At 67.3% G+C, this 18,727-nt stretch carries 17 protein-coding genes; all 17 read right to left on the minus strand.

The window, feature by feature from the left end; genetic code table 11:
* Positions 1-195 precede the first annotated feature (195 nt).
* The 17 genes from dnaG to rlmN all read right to left on the minus strand — a co-directional run bounded on the left by dnaG (position 196) and on the right by rlmN (position 18,717).
* Positions 196-2,286: a DNA primase gene (gene dnaG / locus CAL29_RS19180; protein WP_094854648.1), complete on the minus strand. Its 2,091-nt coding sequence runs from the start codon at positions 2,284-2,286 to the stop codon at positions 196-198.
* Between the two features lie 27 nt (positions 2,287-2,313).
* A complete protein-coding gene (gene rpsU / locus CAL29_RS19185; protein ID WP_006218592.1) occupies positions 2,314-2,526 on the minus strand; it encodes a 30S ribosomal protein S21 in 213 nt (70 codons plus the stop codon).
* 93 nt (positions 2,527-2,619) lie between these two features.
* Positions 2,620-3,165 carry a phosphoribosyltransferase gene (locus CAL29_RS19190; RefSeq protein WP_094854649.1) on the minus strand — a complete coding sequence of 182 codons (546 nt, stop codon included), beginning with the start codon at positions 3,163-3,165 and terminating at the stop codon, positions 2,620-2,622.
* 179 nt (positions 3,166-3,344) lie between these two features.
* Positions 3,345-4,640 (minus strand): adenylosuccinate synthase, encoded by a 1,296-nt coding sequence (locus tag CAL29_RS19195; RefSeq protein WP_094854650.1) that lies wholly within the window; start codon positions 4,638-4,640, stop codon positions 3,345-3,347.
* A gap of 78 nt (positions 4,641-4,718) precedes the next feature.
* Positions 4,719-5,876, minus strand: a complete 1,158-nt coding sequence (locus tag CAL29_RS19200; RefSeq protein WP_094854651.1) for an ATP phosphoribosyltransferase regulatory subunit — start codon at positions 5,874-5,876, stop codon at positions 4,719-4,721.
* A gap of 303 nt (positions 5,877-6,179) precedes the next feature.
* Positions 6,180-7,130, minus strand: coding sequence for a protease modulator HflC (hflC, locus tag CAL29_RS19205; RefSeq protein ID WP_094854652.1), 951 nt, complete (start codon positions 7,128-7,130; stop codon positions 6,180-6,182).
* Between the two features lie 18 nt (positions 7,131-7,148).
* Positions 7,149-8,441: an FtsH protease activity modulator HflK gene (hflK, locus tag CAL29_RS19210; RefSeq protein ID WP_094854653.1), complete on the minus strand. Its 1,293-nt coding sequence runs from the start codon at positions 8,439-8,441 to the stop codon at positions 7,149-7,151.
* Positions 8,407-9,513, minus strand: coding sequence for a GTPase HflX (hflX, locus tag CAL29_RS19215; RefSeq protein ID WP_094854654.1), 1,107 nt, complete (start codon positions 9,511-9,513; stop codon positions 8,407-8,409). Before hflX ends, hflK begins: the two co-directional genes overlap by 35 nt.
* A gap of 150 nt (positions 9,514-9,663) precedes the next feature.
* Positions 9,664-9,900, minus strand: a complete 237-nt coding sequence (hfq, locus tag CAL29_RS19220; protein ID WP_057652584.1) for an RNA chaperone Hfq — start codon at positions 9,898-9,900, stop codon at positions 9,664-9,666.
* 114 nt (positions 9,901-10,014) lie between these two features.
* Entirely contained in the window at positions 10,015-11,085 is a 1,071-nt protein-coding gene (gene hisC / locus CAL29_RS19225; protein WP_094854655.1) for a histidinol-phosphate transaminase, read from the minus strand.
* Positions 11,086-11,103: 18 nt separating this feature from the next.
* The gene (gene der / locus CAL29_RS19230) at positions 11,104-12,522 is read right to left on the minus strand and encodes a ribosome biogenesis GTPase Der (RefSeq protein ID WP_094854656.1); all 1,419 of its coding nucleotides are present in this window, start codon (positions 12,520-12,522) and stop codon (positions 11,104-11,106) included.
* A 52-nt stretch (positions 12,523-12,574) separates the two neighbouring features.
* Entirely contained in the window at positions 12,575-13,729 is a 1,155-nt protein-coding gene (gene bamB, locus CAL29_RS19235) for an outer membrane protein assembly factor BamB (RefSeq protein WP_094854657.1), read from the minus strand.
* Positions 13,730-13,734: 5 nt separating this feature from the next.
* Positions 13,735-14,373, minus strand: coding sequence for a YfgM family protein (locus CAL29_RS19240; protein ID WP_094854658.1), 639 nt, complete (start codon positions 14,371-14,373; stop codon positions 13,735-13,737).
* Between the two features lies 1 nt (position 14,374).
* Positions 14,375-15,661 carry a histidine--tRNA ligase gene (gene hisS / locus CAL29_RS19245; protein ID WP_094854659.1) on the minus strand — a complete coding sequence of 429 codons (1,287 nt, stop codon included), beginning with the start codon at positions 15,659-15,661 and terminating at the stop codon, positions 14,375-14,377.
* Positions 15,662-15,712: 51 nt separating this feature from the next.
* Positions 15,713-17,014, minus strand: a complete 1,302-nt coding sequence (ispG, locus tag CAL29_RS19250) for a flavodoxin-dependent (E)-4-hydroxy-3-methylbut-2-enyl-diphosphate synthase (protein WP_094854660.1) — start codon at positions 17,012-17,014, stop codon at positions 15,713-15,715.
* A 48-nt stretch (positions 17,015-17,062) separates the two neighbouring features.
* On the minus strand, positions 17,063-17,551 hold the full coding sequence (locus CAL29_RS19255; RefSeq protein WP_094854661.1) for a helix-turn-helix domain-containing protein: 489 nt from the start codon (positions 17,549-17,551) through the stop codon (positions 17,063-17,065).
* Positions 17,548-18,717 (minus strand): 23S rRNA (adenine(2503)-C(2))-methyltransferase RlmN, encoded by a 1,170-nt coding sequence (gene rlmN, locus CAL29_RS19260; protein WP_094856751.1) that lies wholly within the window; start codon positions 18,715-18,717, stop codon positions 17,548-17,550. Before rlmN ends, CAL29_RS19255 begins: the two co-directional genes overlap by 4 nt.
* Between the last annotated feature and the right edge of the window lie 10 nt (positions 18,718-18,727).

Raw genomic sequence — 18,727 nt, forward strand, 5'->3', positions numbered from 1 at the left:
ACTGTCCCCTTTCACCGAAGTTCAGGCGTAAAGGGTGCAATCCGTCCTGCTGGCCAATCTGGCAACCGTTCCATTTCCAGTGGTGGCAATCCGCCACAAGGCCGATATCCCAGGCCCGGCCAGCATGCGGCCTGCCCGGCTGATTTCTCTGAAAATGGACGGAGAAAACTCTTGATTTTACCGTAAATACCCTTGTCAAGCACGTTTTAATATCGCGCAACGCTGAGCAAGCTCCTGGTAGCGCTCACGATCGGATGCTTCCTTCAGGCCGCCCTTGGCCAGTTCGGCCATTTCGGCGCGCAGGGAATCGAATTCGATGCGATGCAGCGCGTCTTCCCATTCGGCTTGCGGATGCGGCAGTTCTTCCTGCCCCAGCACCTCCGCGCTCATGCTGCGCAGCACCAGGTGGATGTCGGATTCCGGGTCGGCGGCCTCCAGCAGCGCGCCCAGGTGGCGGGCGCCGCTGCTTTGGGCCAGCACGATCAAGTCCCTTACCATACCCAGGTGGGGCCCCCTGTCGATAACTTCAAGCTGCTGGTCGCCCATGGTGTCGACCAGTTCCGGGTGCGACAGCAACAGATGCAGCAAGCGCTTGGCCAGCGTGGGGACGGGCCGGCGCGGCTCGATCACGCCGCCGACCTCGTTTTCCCGGCGCCAGCCGCCCTTGCCTTTCCCCTGCCCCTTGCCGAAACCGCCCCCGCCCCCGCCCGGCTTGCGCTGCGGCCAGCCCTGCTGTCCGGCGCCGGCGGCCGGCCCCGGCCCCCCCGCCGGATGGGGCATGGGCTCGTAGTCGTGGGGAATGCCGTCGAAGTCGCCTTCCAGGTAGCCTGGAACCTCGAAGGACGGCGCCCAGGGCTCGCCGGGCGGGCCGCCGTCGCCGTCCGGTCCACCGCCTTGCCCGTCCTCGCCCACGCGGGGCGCGGGACGCGATTCCGCGGCGCGCGCCGCCGGCTGCCCCGCCTCCGCCGGCGCCCCGTAGGGCTGCGGCTTGGCCTGCTGGGCCATGATCTGCGACATTTCCTCGGGCGTGAGCTGCACCTGGCGCGCCAGTTCGCGCTCGATCTGGATGCGCAAGGCGCAAGGCGGGATCGCGGCGATCAGCGGCTTGGCCTCGTGCAGGCAGGCCGCGCGGCCTTCGGCTTCGCCCAGGTTGTGGCGCTGGCCCAGCTCGTCGAGCAGGAAGCGCGACAAGGCGGGCGCCTCGGCCATGCAGGCCCGGAAGGCTTCCGCGCCGAATTCCCGGACGTAGGAATCGGGGTCGTGCTCATCCGGCAGGAACAGGAAACGCAGCGTGATGTCGTCGCGCAGCAAGGGCAGGCAGGCCTGCAAGGCGCGCCAGGCGGCCCGCCGGCCCGCCTTGTCGCCGTCGAAGCTGAACACCACCTTGTCGCTGGCGCGCAGCAGCTTCTTCACGTGGTCCGGCGTGGTGGCCGTTCCCAGCGTGGCGACGGCATTGCCTATCCCCAGTTGCGCCAGGCCGACCACGTCCATATAGCCTTCGACGACGATGACCTGGCCTTCCAGGCGTATGGCCTGGCGCGCCTCCCACAAGCCGTAGAGTTCCTGGCCCTTGGAAAAGACCGGCGTCTCGGGGGAATTCAGGTACTTGGGTTCGCCCTTGCCGATGATGCGTCCCCCGAAACCGATCAGCACCCCTCGCGCATTGCGGATGGGGAACATGATCCGTTCGCGGAAACGATCGTAGCGGCGGCCGTCCTCCGACTCGATCACGAGTCCGGATTCGACCAGCACCGGGTCGTCGTAGCGGGGAAATACCTGCATCAAGCCCTGGCGGTCCGTGCCGGACCAGCCCAGGCCGAACTGCGCGGCGATCTCGCCGGTCAGGCCGCGCTGCTTCAGGTAGCGGATGGCCGGCGCCGACGCGCGCAGTTGCTTGAGGTAGTAGGCCTGGGCCGTTTCCAGGGCCTGCGTGTGGCGCGAGACTTCTTCCTTGCGCCGCGCCGATTCGGCGCGCTGCTGCGGACTACGCCTGTCCTCCTCCGGCACCGTCAGGCCCACCGAGCCCGCGAGCGTGCGCACGGCCTCGGGGAAACTGGCGCCGGTGTGTTCGATCAGGAAGGTGATCGCACTGCCATGCGCGCCGCAGCCGAAGCAGTGATAGAACTGCTTGGTCGGGCTGACAGTGAAGGAGGGACTTTTTTCGTTGTGGAAAGGGCAAAGGCCAAGCAGGTTGGCGCCACCCTTCCGCAACTGCACGTATCGCCCGACTACGTCGACGACGTCGACCCGGGCGAGCAGATCCTGTATGAATGATTCAGGAATCAATCAGATTCAAGGAATCAAAAATACGGATTAGTACAGACGGGGGGGCAGTTGCTGGCTGCGAATGCGCTTGTAGTGACGCTTGACCGCGGCGGCATGCTTGCGCTTGCGCTCGGCGGTCGGCTTTTCGTAGAACTCGCGCGAGCGCAGTTCGGTCAGCAGACCCGTTTTTTCAATGGTGCGCTTGAAGCGACGCAGGGCGGCTTCAAACGGCTCATTTTCCTTCAGACGAACGATGGGCATAAATCGACTCAGTTATTCCCGGGGCCGCAGTTGACGACCGCGGCACGGGAGGTAAGAGGGTAAGTGACAACCCGTGATTCTAGCATGAAATCGTTAATCGCCAGAGCCTTTTCTGGTCCAGGCCTCCAGTTGATGCGGCCGCAGGCTGTCGTAGTCCTCGAAAGGCTGGTGTATCCAGGGGTTGGTCGGCAGCTTGTCGACGTAGAAGTCGGGTTCCACGTGCGAATGCCCCTTCCACCACAGGACGGCGCTGCGCAGCTCCGTGATGGCGGGGAATTGCCGCGCCAGGTGCTCGCGCACCTTGTTGAAGGTCAGGCCGGTATCGACCATGTCATCGACCAGCAACACCCGGCCGGACAGGCTGCCGCGGGTGATGGTGATGAACTGGGCGATGTCCAGGGCGCCCTGCTTGGTGCCGGCGGCTTCGCGATAGCTGCTGGTCGCCAGGATGCCCAGCGGGACGTCGTAAATCCGCGACAGGATGTCGCCCACCCGCACGCCGCCGCGCGCCAGGCAGAGGATCTGGTCGAATTTCCAGCCGGAACGGTGCACCAGCAGGGCCAGGCGCTCGATCAGCCGGTGATACTCGTCCCAACTGATCCACAGGTCTTTATCGGTACTCGGAGGCAAGCTGCTCATCGAGGGCCACTCCTTGGTTATTTCCACGCCATGGCGGTTTCCACGCAAGCGATGGATGAAAGCATGAGGTGGTGAAAGAATGAAACGGAGCCCGGCGGACCGGGGCCTCCAATGCAATACCGCCCGGCCCGACCTTCTTTCGAAAGGCGGCGCCGGGCGGCAACCCGGGTTATGCGGGATTATCCCTTCAGGGGATTGCGCAAGACAATGGTTTCGTTGCGGTCGGGGCCGGTGGAAACCAGGTCGATGGGCACTTCGCAGACCTGGGCGACGCGCTCCAGGTAGCCGCGCGCGGCGGCCGGCAGCTTGTCGTACTCGGTGATGCCGACGGTCGATTCCGACCAGCCGGGCAGCTCTTCGAACACCGGTTCGGCCATCGCCACGGCATGGGCGCCGTAGGGCAGCACGTCGCGGAATTCGCCGTTGACGCGGTAGCCCACGCCCAGGCGGATGGTTTCCAGGCCGTCCAGCACGTCCAGCTTGGTGATGCACAGGCCGCTGATGCCGTTCAGGCGCACCGAGCGCTTGAGGGCGGCGCCGTCGAACCAGCCGCAGCGGCGCGGACGGCCCGTGACGGAGCCGAATTCCTTGCCGACGTTGGCCAGGCGCGCGCCGATTTCGTCCAGCAATTCCGTGGGGAACGGGCCGGAGCCGACGCGCGTGGTGTACGCCTTGGTGATGCCCAGGACGTAGTCCAGCGACTGCGGTCCGACGCCGGCGCCGGCCGCCGCCGCGCCCGCCACGCAGTTGCTGCTGGTGACGTAGGGGTAGGTGCCGTGGTCGACGTCGAGCAAGGCGCCCTGGGCGCCTTCGAACAGCAGGCGCTGGCCGGCCTTCTGCGCGGCGAAGAGGTTGCTCGACACGTCGCGCACCATGGGGGCGATCTTGGGCGCCAGCGCCATCGCCTGGTCGCGCACCTCGGCGGCCGAAACCGCCGGCGCGCCCAGGTACTGGGTCAGCACGAAGTTGTGGTATTCGAGCAGTTCGCCCAGCTTTTCGTCGAACACGGCCGGGTTGAACAGGTCCTGCACGCGCAGGGCGCGGCGGGCGATCTTGTCCTCGTAGGCCGGGCCGATGCCGCGGCCGGTGGTGCCGATCTTGGCCGCGCCCTTGCGCGCTTCGCGCGCCTGGTCGATGGCGACGTGGTAAGGCAGGATCAGGGGGCAGATCTCGGAAATCTGCAGGCGCGAGCGCACGTCCAGGCCGGCGGCCTCCAGCTCTTCGATTTCCTTGAGCAGCGCCTCGGGCGACAGCACCACACCGTTGCCGATGTAGCAGGTCACGCCCGGATGCATGATGCCCGAGGGAATCAGGCGCAGAATCGTCTTCTTGCCGTTGATCCACAGGGTATGGCCGGCATTGTGGCCGCCCTGGAAGCGGACCACGCCATGGACCGACTCGGCCAGCCAATCGACGATTTTGCCCTTGCCTTCGTCACCCCACTGGGTACCGATGATGACTACGTTCTTGCTCATGATCGAAATGAAAGTCGAGTTTCAGTGGAAATCAGCCGATTTCCCGGGACCTCCCGGGAACGGGAGGCGTGAGTCAAATCAAATCTTGCGGACCGTCCAGGCGCCGTCCTGCAGCGCGAGTTCGCGGTCGAAAATGAATTCGTCCTGGTCATGCTCATGGCCGGGCAGCGTCTGGACGACGATCTCGCCGGCCCGGCGCAGATCGCGCACGGCCTGCGCCAGGGCGGCGTCCTGCCCCCACGGCGCGCGCACCGCGCTGGCCGGTTCCGCCGGCGCCAGGCCGGCCGCCAGGCGGCGCAGGTCCAGGCTGAAACCGGTGGCCGGCCGCGCCCGGCCGAAGGCGCGGCTGACGTTGTCGTAGCGTCCGCCCGTCACCAGCGCGTTGTGCCAGCCTTCGGCGTAAAGCGCGAAGGTCACGCCGGAATGGTAACCGTAGCCGCCGACGTCGCCCAGGTCGATGCTCACCGGCAGGTCCGGCAGGTAGCCCAGCAGGGCTTCCAGCGCATCCAGCGCGCGCTCGATGCCGGGCAGCGCCGGCAGTTCGCGGCGCGCGCGCGCCAGTTCGGAAGCGTCGCCGTACAGGGTGGTCAGCGTGCGCAGGGCGCCGGTGGTGTGCGCCGACGGCCCGTTGGGGCGGCGCGCCAGCTCATCCAGGCCCGGAATGTCTTTTTCGCGCAGCAGGCCCATGATGGTTTCGACATGGGGCTGCGCGGCGGGATCGGCGTCGACGATGGCGCGCACCACGCCCGGGTGGCACAGGTCCAGGCGCGGCCGGACCACGCCGGCGATGCGCACGGTTTCCAGCACCAGGCGGATGATTTCCAGGTCCGCCTCGACGCCGGCGTGGCCGTAGATCTCGGCGCCGATCTGCAGCAGCTCGCGGCTGGACAGCAGGTCGGCCGGCTTGGCATGCAGCACGGTGCCGCAATAACAGAGCCGCGTCACGCCGGGCCGGTTCAGCAGATGCGCGTCGATGCGCGAGACCTGCGGGGTCATGTCGGCCCGCACGCCCAGCGTGCGGCCGGAAAGCTGGTCGATCAGCTTGCAGGTGCGCAGATTCAGTTCCGTGCCGGTGCCCGACAACAGGGAATCGATGTATTCGACCAGGGGCGGCGCGACCAGCTCGTAACCGTAGGTGCGGTAGAGATCGAGCAGTTCGCGGCGCAGTTCCTCGATGCGCCGGGCCTCGGCCGGGAGGATATCGGCCAGGCTCTCGGGCAGCAGCCAGTTACCCATGATGATGTGTACCTGATAACGCCTTTGATTCATGCATGGGCGGCGCCGGAGATTGACGGACAGGCGACGCCCAAACGAAAAGCGGCTGAGGGGCGTAAGCCCGCTCAGCCGCGCGGAATTTTGAATAGCTTACGGGGTATTGTACATGAGGAATGAAAAAGGCGCGCGAGGGGAGCCCACCCCGCACCCGCTTCGCGGGCCCCCTCAAGGGGGCGGCGTTGGCGGACCGGCGAAGCCGGATCCGCTACGCCCTGGATCGGCATCTAGGTTTGCGACCGGCCATTCGGCCTGATCCCCTGCCGCTCAGCGGGCGGGGGCCGGCGCCGCGCCGGGGGCGGCGGGACTGCCCGGCAGGCCGCCCTGGGCGCCGCTGGGCGCCGCCGGGTTGCCCATGGAGGACTTGAAGAACTGGAAGAATTCCGAGCTCGGGTCGACCACCAGCAGGTCGCTGGGCTTGGAGAACGCGGTGCGGTAGGCTTCCAGGCTCTTGTAGAACGTATAGAACACGGGATCCTTGCCGTAGGCGGCGGCGTAGATGCCGCTGGCCTGCGCGTCGCCCTCGCCCATGATGGCCTGGGCCTTGGCATAGGCCTCGGCGAGGATGACCTCGCGGCGGCGGTCGGCCTCGGCGCGGATTTTCTCGCCCTCGGCGGCGCCGATGGAGCGCAGCTCGTTGGCCACGCGGGTCCGCTCGGCTTCCATGCGGCGATACACCGACTCCGAAATCTCCGGCGCGAACTCGATGCGGCGCAGGCGCACGTCGACGATCTGCACGCCCAGGGGCTCGGCGCGCTTGGCGACGTTGGCCAGGATTTCCGCCATCACCTTTTCCCGCTCGGACGACACCACGTCCTTGACGGTGCGCACGTTGACGGCGGCGTTCAGCGCGTCGCGGATCTGCGCCTGCAGGCGTTCCTGCGCGGCGCGCTCGTTGCCGCCGAAGGTCACGTAGTACAGGCGCGGATCGGCGATGCGCCACTTCACGTAGGAATCGATCAGCAGGTTCTTCTTTTCCGAGGTCTGGATGCGCTCGGCGTCGGTCGATTCGATGGTGAGGACGCGCTTGTCCAGGGTGACGACGTTCTGGAACGGCGGCGGGGCCTTGAAGTACAGGCCGGGTTCACTGATGACCTTGCGCACTTCCCCCAGCGAGAACACCAGGGCGTAATCGCGCTCGCGCACGATGAACACGCAGGACGAGGCGGCGGCCAGGACGATCAGCAGGCCAACCAGGATGGGCAAAAGACGTTGCATGGCGAGTAGCTCCTCCGGTTAGCGCGACAGACGGTCGCGGGGCAGCGTGTTGCTGGTGCTGCCGCTGTTGCCGGATTGCTGCCCGGAAGCGCGCGGAGGCTGCGGTATCGCGGGCTGGCTGGCGCCGGGCAGGCTGCCGCCCGAGGCGGCGGGCTGCCTGCTGGCGTCCTGCGCCGCCTGCTGAATGATCTTGTCGATGGGCAGGTACAGCATGTTGTTGCCGTTCTTGCCGTCGATCATGACCTTGCTTGCGCGCGAATAGATCTCCTGCATGGTCTCCAGGTACATCCGCTCGCGCATCACGGCCGGCGCCTTGCGGTATTCGTTGACGATGCTGTTGAAGCGCGCCGTGTTGCCCTCGGCGTCGCCGATGACCTTGGCCTTGTAGCCCTCGGCCTGCTCGGTCATGCGCGAGGCCTGGCCCGCGGCCAGCGGCACGACCTGGTTGGCGTAGGCCTGGCCTTCGTTGATCTGGCGCTCGCGGTCCTGGCCGGCCTTGACGGCGTCGTCGAACGCGGCCTGCACCTGTTCGGGCGGCTGCACGTTCTGGATGGCCACGGTGCTGACCTGGATGCCGGTGTGGTAGCGGTCCAGGATCTGCTGCATCAGCCCCTGCACTTCGGTCGCCACGTTGGTGCGGCCTTCGTACAGCACGTAGTCCATGGGCTTCTTGCCGACGATCTCGCGCATGGCGGTCTCGGCCGCCTGGCGCACCGATTCGTCCGGGTCGCGCGTGCGGAACAGGTAGTCGGGCGCGCCGTCGGCGCGCAGGCGGTACTGCACCACGAACTGCATGTCGACGATGTTCTCGTCGGTGGTCAGCATCAGCGCCTCGGGCAGGACCTTGTTGCGCGCGCTGCCGCGGAAACCGACCTCGAACGTGCGCAACTGCGACACGTTGACGGTTTCCTGGTTCTGGAAGGGATACGGCAGGCGCCACTGGAAGCCGGCCGGCGACGTGCTCTTGTATTTGCCGAACTGGGTGACGACCGCCACCTGGCCTTCCTGCACGATGTAGAAGCCGCTGGCCAGCCACAGCACCACCAGCACCAGGACGATCACCCCCAGGCCGATGCGCGCGTTGCGCGGCGAGGACGGCGGACCGCCGGCGCCGCCGGGACGATTGCCGCGGCCCCCGCCCTTACGGCCGAAGATGGCCCCGATACGGTTATTGAAGTCGCGCCAGACCTCGTCGAGATCCGGCGGACCGTCTCCATTGCCCTGCGGGCGGCGCGGCGGCTCGTTGCCGTTTTGGTTGCCACGCCCCCAACCGGGATCATTCAGATTGAACAGTTTGGATATTAGACGCATTGTTTCCCGCAATCTGACCAGCCTCTGCAATTGCCCCGCGCAACGCATCCAGACCGGCGCGCTCGGCGGCGCTTACAAACACCCGCGCAATCGTACCATGCGCGTTCCGGTCGACCCGCGGCGCCATTTCGACGCGGTCGATCTTGTTATAGACCATGATGACCGGTATGGTTCCCGCGCCGATTTCCTCGAGGACCTTCTGGACTTCATGGATCTGCTCGTCGCGCTGCGGGCTGGCGGCATCGACCACGTGCAACAGCAGGTCGGCGTGGACGGTTTCCTCCAGCGTGGCGCGGAAGGCCGCGATCAACGTCGGCGGCAGGTCGCGGATGAAGCCGACGGTGTCGGACAGCACGACCGACCCCGCCCCTTCGATCCAGATGCGGCGGGTGGTGGTGTCCAGCGTGGCGAACAACTGGTCGGCCGCGTAGGCGTCGGCGCGGGTCAGCGCGTTGAACAGGGTCGATTTGCCGGCGTTGGTGTAGCCGACCAGGGACACCGACAAGGCGCCGCCGCGGGCGCGCGCGCGGCGCTGCGTCAGGCGCTGGCGCTCGACCTTGTCGAGCCGCTCGCGCAGCACCTTGACCTTGGCGCCGATCATGCGCTTGTCCATTTCGAGCTGCGATTCGCCCGGGCCGCGCATGCCGATGCCGCCGCGCTGCCGCTCCAGGTGGCTCCACATGCGGGTCAGGCGGGTGGTCAGGTGCTGCAACTGGGCCAGTTCGACCTGCAGCTTGCCCTCGTGGCTCTTGGCGCGCAGCGCGAAGATATCGAGGATCAGGGCGACGCGGTCGACCACGCGCAGGTTGAAGGCGCGCTCCAGGTTGCGCTGCTGGGCGGGGGACAGGGGATGGTCGAACAGGACGATGTCGGCGTCGTGCGCCTTCGCCAGCAGCACGGCCTCGTCGACCTTGCCCGAGCCGATGAAGTATTTGGCGTCGGGACGATCGCGCCGCGCCTTGACCGTATCGACGATCTCCGCGCCGGCGCCGCGCGCGAGCATGGCGAATTCCTCCGCATGCGCGACGTAGTCGGGATTACCCAGGTCGACACTGATGATCAGGGCTCGCATATGGCGCTAGGACCTCACTGCGCCGAAGCGCGGGCTTGGAACCGCGCGTTCGACGTGAAAACATGTTCGAAAAAAACGGCGCCCCAGCGAAAATGCCCGCCGACACGAAAACGTGCGGCGGGCAAAGGAACTGCGTGGCCGGAGCGGACTTTACTCAGCGGGGATTTCCACCTGGAAGTTGACCGGACGGGCCGGCACAACGGTCGAAATAGCATGCTTGTAGACCATTTGGGTCACGGTATTGCGCAGCAGCACCACGTATTGGTCGAAAGATTCGATTTGTCCCTGCAGCTTGATGCCGTTGACGAGGTAGATGGACACCGGCACATGATCTTTGCGCAGCGTATTCAAAAACGGATCTTGCAGAGTTTGCCCTTTATTGCTCATTGGCCAGGCTCCATTGTGTTGTTTTGAGGTGGTGGCGAACGCCGAAATCGTTACTCTACAGGGTTTTCCCGGGCGGTGCCACTGAAGTTAAGGCTGAAGATGCCACCAGAAATTTCAGCCCAAAATGCCCTTCAGCGCTTGCACCAAACTGTGGCATTCGGCATCCGTTCCCACCGAAATACGCAAGAATTGATCGATGCGCGGATGGCGGAAATGACGCACGATAATGCCTTCCTGCCGCAGCGCCGCGGCGAGTTGCACCGCGTCATGAGCGGGGTGCCGCGCGAACACGAAATTGGCCGCCGACGGCAGCACCTCGAACCCAAAAGCGTGCAGATCGGCCGTCAACGCCTCGCGGGTGCGCACCACGGCGGCGCACGTTTGCTGGAAATAATCTTCGTCCTCGATCGCGGCGACGGCGCCGGCCGAGGCCAAACGGTCGATGGGATAGGAATTGAAGCTGTTCTTGACGCGGTCCAGCCCTTCGATCAGGGCCGTCGAACCGATGGCGTAGCCCACCCGCAGGCCCGCCAGCGAACGCGACTTCGACAGCGTCTGGATGACCAGCAGGTTGTCGTAACGCGCGACCAGGGGCACGGCCGACTCGCCGCCGAAATCGATATAGGCCTCGTCGACCGCCACCACGACGTCGGGGTTGCCGGCGACGATGCGCTCGATATCGGCCAGCGCCAGGGGACGGCCGGTGGGCGCGTTGGGATTGGGCAGGATGACCGGACCGGCGCCCTTGCCCGCCGCCGGCAGGTAGTCGGCCGGGTCGATGCGGAAGTCGCCGGTCAGCGGCACCGTTTCCTGGCGTATGCCGTACAGGCCGCAGTACACCGGATAGAAGCTGTAGGTGATGTCCGGAAAGCGCAGCGGGGCCTCATGGTTGAGCAGCGCCTGGAAGGCCAGCGCCAGCACCTCGTCCGAACCGTTGCCGACGAACACCTGGGCGGGCGCCACGCCGTAGCGGCGGCCGATGGCCTGGCGCAGTTGCTCCGCGCCCGGGTCCGGGTACAGGCGCAGGCTGTCGTCGCAGGCCGCGCGGATGGCGTCCAGCACCTTGGGCGACGGACCGTAGGGATTCTCGTTGGTGTTCAGCTTGACCAGGTTGCGCAGCTTGGGCTGCTCGCCCGGGACGTAGGGGCTGAGACCGGCGACCACCGGGCTCCAGAAGCGGCTCATGGACCTATCCTCGGGGAATTATTTGTCCTTGTCCTGCGCATACGGGTTGTGCGAGGACTTGAATTCGATGCGCAGCGGCGTGCCGCCCAGGTCGAAGGCGTTGCGGAAACGCGTCTCCAGGTAGCGGCGATAGGAATCCGGCACGGCGTCCAGGGCGTTGCCGTGCACGATGACCAGCGGCGGGTTCTGGCCGCCCTGGTGGGCGTAGCGCATCTTCGGCCGGAAGATGCCCTTGCGCGGCGGCGGCTGCTGCTCGACGGCGGCTTGCAGCTCGCGCGTCAGCCTGGGCGTCGACAGCTTGGCGAAAGCGGCCGCGTGCGCGGCGTTGACCGACTTCAGCAAGGCCTTCACGCCGGCGCCCTTGAGCGCCGAAATGGTGTGCATGCGGGCGAACGAGAGGAAGCGCAGCTTGCGCTCGAATTCGCGCTGGATGCGTTCGCGCTGGTCGGCGTCCAGGCCGTCCCATTTGTTGATCGCCACCACCAGGGCGCGCCCGGTTTCCAGCACGAAGCCGGCGATGTGCGCGTCCTGCTCGGAAATCTCGGTCTGCGCGTCCAGCATCAGCAGGACCACGTTGCAGGCCTCGATGGCTTGCAGGGTCTTGATGACGGAGAATTTTTCCACCGCCTCGAAGACCTTGCCGCGCTTGCGCAGGCCGGCGGTGTCGATCAACGTATAGCGCTTGCCGTCGCGCTCGAATTCGATTTCGATGGCGTCGCGGGTGGTGCCGGGCATGTCGAAGGCGATGACGCGCTCCTCGCCCAGCAGGGTATTGATCAGCGTCGACTTGCCGACGTTGGGACGGCCGACGATGGCCAGCTTGATGCGGTGGTCCGCCGGCAGCGACTGGAACTTGCCTTCGGGCGGCGTATCCGACTCGCCATCGGCGTCATCGGGGTCGCCGAACTCGTCCGTTTCCGCCGGCTCCGGTTCCGGTTCCACCAGGTCGCGCAGCGCCAGCTCGATCAGGTCGACGATGCCGTCGCCGTGGGCCGCCGAAATGGGGCGCGGCTGACCCAGGCCCAGCTCGTGGAAGTCGGCGGTGGCGCCCATGCCCATGCCTTCGGCCTTGTTGACCGCCAGGATGATGCGGCGCTGCCCCGAACGGCGCAGCAGGGCGGCGATCTCGTGATCGTGCGCGTTGACGCCGGCGCGGCCGTCGACCAGGAAGATGACGACGTCGGACTCGGCGATGGCCTGCTTGGTCTGGCGCGCCATCTCCAGCAGGATGCCGTCCTTGGCCACCGGCTCGAAACCGCCGGTGTCGATGGCGATGAACGGATAGTCCCCCACCCTGCCCTCGCCGTAGTGACGATCGCGCGTCAGGCCGGAAAAGTCCGCGACCAGGGCCGCGCGCGAGCGCGTCAGGCGGTTGAAAAGGGTGGACTTTCCGACATTGGGACGGCCCACCAGGGCGACGACAGGTTTGAAAGGCACGGAGAAAGAGGTATCAGGTTCGGAAAAAATCGCCGGAATGGCGGAAAAACGTTCAGTTGGTGCTGAGCATCACCAGGTTGCCGTTGCCCGTCTGCGCCAGCACGCCTTGCGTCGTGGTGGTCAGGGGCGAGACGACGGCGCCGCCGCCCACCGAGATGCGCGCCAGCAACTGGCCGTTGTCGCGCGACACGAAGTGCACGTAGCCATCATAATCGCCCACGGCGACCGCGCTGCCGATCACGGCCGGGGCGGTCAGGCGGCGATTCTTCAATGCGTCCAGCTTCCAGAGCTGCTGGCCGTTGCGCACGTCGAAACCGTACAGCAGGCTGTTCTGGTCCGGCACGTAGACGCCATGGTCGTCCAGCGCCAGGCCGACGCTGCTGGAGAAGTCCTTGGTCCAGACCGGACGGCCGCCCTGCGAGACGTCGAAGCAGACCACGCGGCCTTGATAGGCCACGGCGCACATCAGCGGTCCCAGCAGCTTGGGCGCGCCGACCACGTCCGTCAGGCGCTCCAGGTCGCTGCCGCCCTTGGGGGTGGCCACGGTGCCTTCCCACTGCACGTCGCCGGTGCTGACGTTGATGGCCATCATCTTGCCGCCCGGCAGCCCCGTCAGGACCAGGCCCTGGGCGATCACCATCTGCGCGTTCGAGCGCAGGGCCAGCGCCGGGCCGGGACGCTGCACGCTCCAGACGCGGTCGCCGCTGTTCACGTCGAAGGCCTGGATGCGGTAGTCGCTGCTGCGCACCACCGCCACGCCATTGCCGACCACCGGCGGGATATTGACCTCGCTGGTGGCCTGGGCCTTCCACTTGACCTTGCCGCTGTCGTCGAAGGCGATGACCTGGCCCGAGGGCGTCGCCACCACGGTGGTGCCGCCGTCGCTGCCCGCGCCCGCCGACAGGTCGTCGGTGGAGGCGGTCCAGACGGCGCGGCCGCTCAGCAGGTCGTACTTGCCGACCTTGCCGTTGGGCGTGGCGGCGTAGACGGCGTCGCCGACGACGGTGGGCAGGAAGCCCAGGCCGCCGCCGCTGCCGACGGAGACCGACCAGGCCTGGTGCACCGACATGCCGGCCTTGTATTCGGTCAGCGGCGCCGGGTCATAGCGCTTGTCGTCCTTGGAAAACAGCGAGCACGCGCTCAGGGCGACGGCGGCGGCCATGCAGGCGGCCAGGGCGAAGGAACGGCGGATAACAGGCTTGGACATCGGAATCAGGCTCCGGCGAGGGCATCGAGTTTGAGTTGCACGACCGGCACCAAGGCATTGGACTGCCCCAGGCCGTCGATCGCTTGCTGGTAGGCGGCGCGCGCTTCCTGGGCCTTGCCCTGGGCAGCCAGCACGTCGCCGCGGCGATCGGCGAACAAGGCGGCGAAAGCCGGCGGCGGATCGTTCAGTTGCGCCAGCGCCTCGTCGTATTTCTTCTGGTCCAGCAGGATGCCCGCCAGGCGCAGCTTGGCGACCGGCTGCAAGGCGGCCTGGCGCTTCTGCCCGGCCAGCCATTCGAGCTGCTCGCGCGCGCCGTCGACGTCGTTCTGGGCCTGCAGGGCCTGCGCGGCCACCAGCACGCCGCGGCCGGCATAGCCGGTCTTGGGATAGTCGCTGCGCAGCGTGCCCGCGGCGGCCTTGATGCGGGCGCTGGCGTCCGGGCCGCCCAGGCGAGCCGCGTCTTCCAAGGCCTCGAAATACCCCATGGCCTGGCGGCTGACGTGGCCCTGATAGGCGCGCCAGCCGTTCCAGCCGCCCCAGGCCAAGGCCGCGACCGCGACCACGATGCCCACCAGCAGGCCGTATCTGGCCCACCAGGCCTTCAGCGCGTCCAGCTTTTCCTGTTCTTCGAGATCGTATGCCATGCTAACCCTTCGATTTCAAAACCTGCGCGAGTCCGGCCAGCGGGACCTGCTGCTGCGACTCGCCCTGCGCGCCGTCGGCGCGCAGATATTTGATGCTGGCCGCCTGGGCGGCCACTTCGTCGGCGCCAAGGATAACCGCAACCCGGGCGCCGCTGGCGTCGGCGCGCTTGAATTGCGACTTGAAGCTGGCCGGACCGGCGTGCACGATAACGGAAAGACCGGCGTCGCGCAGGGTTTCGCCCACGCGCGCGGCCAGGCGCTGGGCCGCGTCCCCCTGGTGCACCACATAAATTTCACATTCGGGCGTGGCCGCGGCGGGCGCCGTCTGGTCCCACAGGTCGAGCAGGCGTTCCATGCCGATGGCGAATCCCACCGCGGGCGCCGGCTTGCCGCCCAGCAGTTCGATCAGGCCGTCGTAGCGGCCGCCGCCGCACACCGTGCCCTGCGCGCCGAGACGGTCCGTGACCCATTCGAAGACGGTCAGGTTGTAGTAGTCCAGGCCGCGCACCAGGCGCGGGTTCAGGCGGTACGGGATGCCGGCGTCGTCCAGCAGCGCGCGCACGCCGTCGAAGTGGGCGCGCGATTCCGCGCCGAGGAAATCGAACAGCTTGGGCGCGCTGTCGGCCATGGCCTGCATGGCCGGGTTCTTGGTGTCCAGCACGCGCAGCGGATTGCTGTACATGCGGCGCTGGCCGTCCTCGTCGAGGACGTCGCGGTGCTTTTCCAGGTGCTCGATGAGGGCGGCGCGGTGCGCGGCGCGCTCTTCGGCCTGGCCCAGCGAATTGAGCTCCAGGCGCACGTCGTCCAGTCCCAGGCGCTTCCACAGGCGGGCCAGCATGACGATCAGCTCGGCGTCGACGTCCGGGCCGGCGAAACCCAGGGCCTCGACGTCGATCTGGTGGAACTGGCGGTAGCGGCCGCGCTGCGGACGCTCGTGGCGGAAGACCGGGCCCAGCGAATAGACGCGCTGCGGGCGGTCGTACAGCAGGTTGTGCTCGATGGAGGCGCGCACGATGCCGGCCGTCATTTCCGGACGCATCGTCAGGGAATCGCCGTTGAGCGCGTCGGTGAAGGTGTACATCTCTTTTTCGACGATGTCGGTGACTTCGCCGATGCCGCGCGCGAACAGGCGGGTGTGCTCCAGCACCGGCGTGCGCAGATTGCGGTAGCCGTAGGCATGCAGCCACTCGCGGACGATTTCCTCGAATTGCTCCCACCGGGCGCCCACGCCGGGCAGTACGTCATTCATGCCGCGTATGGCGGCGACTTTCTGGAACGCTTGCGTCATGTCCTTGGGCGCGGCGGCCGCCTGCCGGCGGACCCGCGCCTCACCTTTTGCTTATTGTGAGACCGGCGCGCCATAGCGGCGCGCCACGTAGTTTTCGACGATGGCCTGGAATTCCTCGGCGATGCGGTCGCCCTTGAGGGTCACCGTGCGCTCGCCGTCGACGAAGACCGGCGCGGCCGGGACCTCGCCGGTGCCGGGCAGGCTGATGCCGATGTCGGCATGGCGGCTTTCCCCGGGGCCGTTGACCACGCAGCCCATGACGGCCACGTTCATGGTCTCCACGCCGGGATAGCGCGTGCGCCAGACCGGCATCTGGCGCCGCAGGTAGGACTGGATGCTGTCGGCCAGTTCCTGGAACACCGTGCTGCTGGTGCGGCCGCAGCCCGGGCAGGCCACCACCATGGGCGTGAAGGCGCGCAGGCCCATGCTTTGCAGGATTTCCTGCGCCACCACGACTTCGCGCGCGCGGTCCCCGCCCGGCTCGGGCGTGAGGGAAATGCGGATGGTGTCGCCGATGCCTTCCTGCAGCAGCACCGCCAGCGCGGCCGTCGAGGCCACGATGCCCTTGCTGCCCATGCCCGCCTCGGTCAGGCCCAGGTGCGCGGGATAGTCGCAGCGCGCGGCCAGGTCGCGATAGACCGCGATCAGGTCCTGCACGTGGCTGACCTTGCACGACAGCACGATCTTGTCGCCCGCCAGGCCGAGTTCCTCGGCGCGCCGGGCATTGCTGATGGCCGACACCACCAGGGCGTCGCGCATCACCGCCTGCGCTTCCCAGGGCTGGGCGCGGCGGCTGTTTTCATCCATCTTGCGCGCCATCAGCTCGTGGTCCAGGCTGCCCCAGTTCACGCCGATGCGCACCGGCTTGTCGTGGCGGCACGCCACTTCGATCATCTGCGCGAAGTTGTCGTCGCGCCGCTTGCCGCCGCCCATGTTGCCCGGGTTGATGCGGTACTTGGACAGGGCCTGCGCGCAATCGGGAAACTGCGTCAGCAGCTTGTGCCCGTTGTAGTGGAAATCGCCGACCAGGGGCGTGGACACGCCCATGCGGTCGAGCTGTTCGCGGATGGCGATGACCTCGCGCGCGGCTTCCGGCGTATTGACCGTGATGCGCACCAGCTCCGAACCGGCCTGCGCCAGATCGCGCACCTGGATGGCGGTGGCGATGGCGTCGGCGGTGTCGGTATTGGTCATGGACTGCACCACCACCGGGGCATCGCCGCCGATGGTGACGACGCGATCGCCCCAGCGCACGGCCACGGCCCGCGTGCGATGGCGCGCCGCCGGGCCCACCACGGGCGGCGGATTATCCTGGCAGGGCAGCGGCCCCCGGGGCAAAGTCGAATCTTCCATGTCTGGCGTCGTAATCTGAACGCGGCGGACAGCGGCGCTGGGGCCGGCTCAGCCCGCCTGCCTGGATAACCAGGCGGGAACCCAATGTTGCGGCAGCCAGCCCTGCCAGTAGGCATAGGCCAGGCCCGCGGCCACCACCACCAGGATGACGATCAGCCAGCCCCACGAGGAGGAGCTGCCGCGGTCTTCGTCGACGTGGGCGCCGCCGGTGGCCGAGTGCAGGGGCCCCTGCACCAGGCTGGCCGGGTGGGCGGCGCTCATGTGCGGATCCAGCGAAGCGATGATGGCCTGCGGATCGGCGCCGAGCAGGCGCGCGTAGCTGCGTATCAGGCCGCGCAGCGAGATGCCCGTGGGCAGGTCGGCCCACTTCTCGTTCTCCAGCGCGTCGATCTGGCGCGGCGCGAACTTGATGCGGCTGGCCACTTCTTCCAGCGACCAGCCCTTGCTGACGCGCAGCGAACGCAAAGCCGCCCCCACGGACTCGTTCCCTGCCTGGGCGGCGGTCTCGGATACGGGCTGAGCGGCTTCTTGCGTCATGCATGCACCTGTTTGATCGGGATGGCCCGGCGCTGCGCGGCGATGCGTTCCGTGATTTTGGTACGGTCGCGCACTTCGCCCGCCAACTGGCCACAGGCGGCGTCGATATCGTCGCCACGGGTCTTGCGCACCGTGGTGATGACGCCGGCATCCATCAGCCGCTGCGCGAAGATGCGCACGCGCGCCATCGGCGAGCGCTTCAAGCCGGATTGCGGAAAAGGATTGAACGGGATCAGGTTGAGCTTGCAGCGCACCTGGCGCGCGATCGCCACCAGTTCCCGGGCATGCTGGTCGGAGTCGTTGACGCCGTCCAGCATGACGTATTCGAAGGTAATGAAATCGCGCGGCGCGTACGCCAGGTAGCGATTGCATGCAGCCAGCAGCTCGGCCAGCGGGTACTTGCGGTTCAGCGGCACCAGTTCGTCGCGCAGCGCGTCGTTGGGCGCGTGCAGCGAGACGGCCAGGGCCACCGGACAGTCCTGCGACAGGCGGTCCATCATGGGCACCACGCCCGAGGTGGACACCGTGACGCGGCGGCGCGACAGGCCATAGGCGTTGTCGTCCAGCATCAGGCGCAGCGAGGTCAACACCTGGTCGTAGTTGAGCAGGGGCTCGCCCATGCCCATCATGACCACGTTGCTGACCACGCGGTTGTCGGCCGGCGCGCTGGCCGCGCCGCCCTCGGCGGCCGGCAGCCGGGCGCTGGCCAGGTCCGCCTCCAGCACCTTGCGGGCCCACCACAACTGGCCGACGATTTCGCTGGCGTGCAGGTTGCGGTTGAATCCCTGGTGCCCGGTGGAACAGAAACGGCAGTTGACCGTGCAGCCGGCCTGGCTGGAGATGCACAAGGTGCCGCGGTCGTCCTCGGGGATGAACACGGTTTCGATGGCATTGCCCTGGCCGACGTCGAACAGCCACTTGCGGGTGCCGTCGGACGAACGCTGCTGGGTCATGACCGGCGGCGCCTGGATGAGGCAGTTCTCCGCCAACTGGCCGCGGAAGTCGCGCGCCAGGTCGGTCATGGCGTCGAACGAATCGGCGCCGCGCTGGTGCACCCAGCGCTGCAACTGCTTGGCGCGGAAGGGCTTGCCGCCCCAGCGCGCCACCAGCCCGGCCAGCTCGCCGCCGTCCAGGCCCAGCAGATTGATGCGTTCGACGTTTTCCATGTCGCGTTGC

The sequence above is a fragment of the Bordetella genomosp. 10 genome (assembly GCF_002261225.1).
GTDB lineage: Bacteria > Pseudomonadota > Gammaproteobacteria > Burkholderiales > Burkholderiaceae_B > Bordetella_C.

Excerpts from the sequence above, each read along its gene's own strand:
- ispG (WP_094854660.1), bottom strand. The coding sequence starts at position 17,014 with ATGGAAGATTCGACTTTGCCCCGGGGGCCGCTGCCCTGCCAGGATAAT.
- hisS (WP_094854659.1), bottom strand. The coding sequence starts at position 15,661 with ATGACGCAAGCGTTCCAGAAAGTCGCCGCCATACGCGGCATGAATGAC.
- hflK (WP_094854653.1), bottom strand. The coding sequence starts at position 8,441 with ATGCGTCTAATATCCAAACTGTTCAATCTGAATGATCCCGGTTGGGGG.
- CAL29_RS19255 (WP_094854661.1), bottom strand. The coding sequence starts at position 17,551 with ATGACGCAAGAAGCCGCTCAGCCCGTATCCGAGACCGCCGCCCAGGCA.
- CAL29_RS19200 (WP_094854651.1), bottom strand. The coding sequence starts at position 5,876 with ATGGGTAACTGGCTGCTGCCCGAGAGCCTGGCCGATATCCTCCCGGCC.
- rlmN (WP_094856751.1), bottom strand. The coding sequence starts at position 18,717 with ATGGAAAACGTCGAACGCATCAATCTGCTGGGCCTGGACGGCGGCGAG.
- hfq (WP_057652584.1), bottom strand. The coding sequence starts at position 9,900 with ATGAGCAATAAAGGGCAAACTCTGCAAGATCCGTTTTTGAATACGCTG.
- rpsU (WP_006218592.1), bottom strand. The coding sequence starts at position 2,526 with ATGCCCATCGTTCGTCTGAAGGAAAATGAGCCGTTTGAAGCCGCCCTG.
- hflC (WP_094854652.1), bottom strand. The coding sequence starts at position 7,130 with ATGCAACGTCTTTTGCCCATCCTGGTTGGCCTGCTGATCGTCCTGGCC.
- CAL29_RS19240 (WP_094854658.1), bottom strand. The coding sequence starts at position 14,373 with ATGGCATACGATCTCGAAGAACAGGAAAAGCTGGACGCGCTGAAGGCC.
- CAL29_RS19195 (WP_094854650.1), bottom strand. The coding sequence starts at position 4,640 with ATGAGCAAGAACGTAGTCATCATCGGTACCCAGTGGGGTGACGAAGGC.
- hisC (WP_094854655.1), bottom strand. The coding sequence starts at position 11,085 with ATGAGCCGCTTCTGGAGCCCGGTGGTCGCCGGTCTCAGCCCCTACGTC.
- hflX (WP_094854654.1), bottom strand. The coding sequence starts at position 9,513 with ATGCGAGCCCTGATCATCAGTGTCGACCTGGGTAATCCCGACTACGTC.
- bamB (WP_094854657.1), bottom strand. The coding sequence starts at position 13,729 with ATGTCCAAGCCTGTTATCCGCCGTTCCTTCGCCCTGGCCGCCTGCATG.
- CAL29_RS19190 (WP_094854649.1), bottom strand. The coding sequence starts at position 3,165 with ATGAGCAGCTTGCCTCCGAGTACCGATAAAGACCTGTGGATCAGTTGG.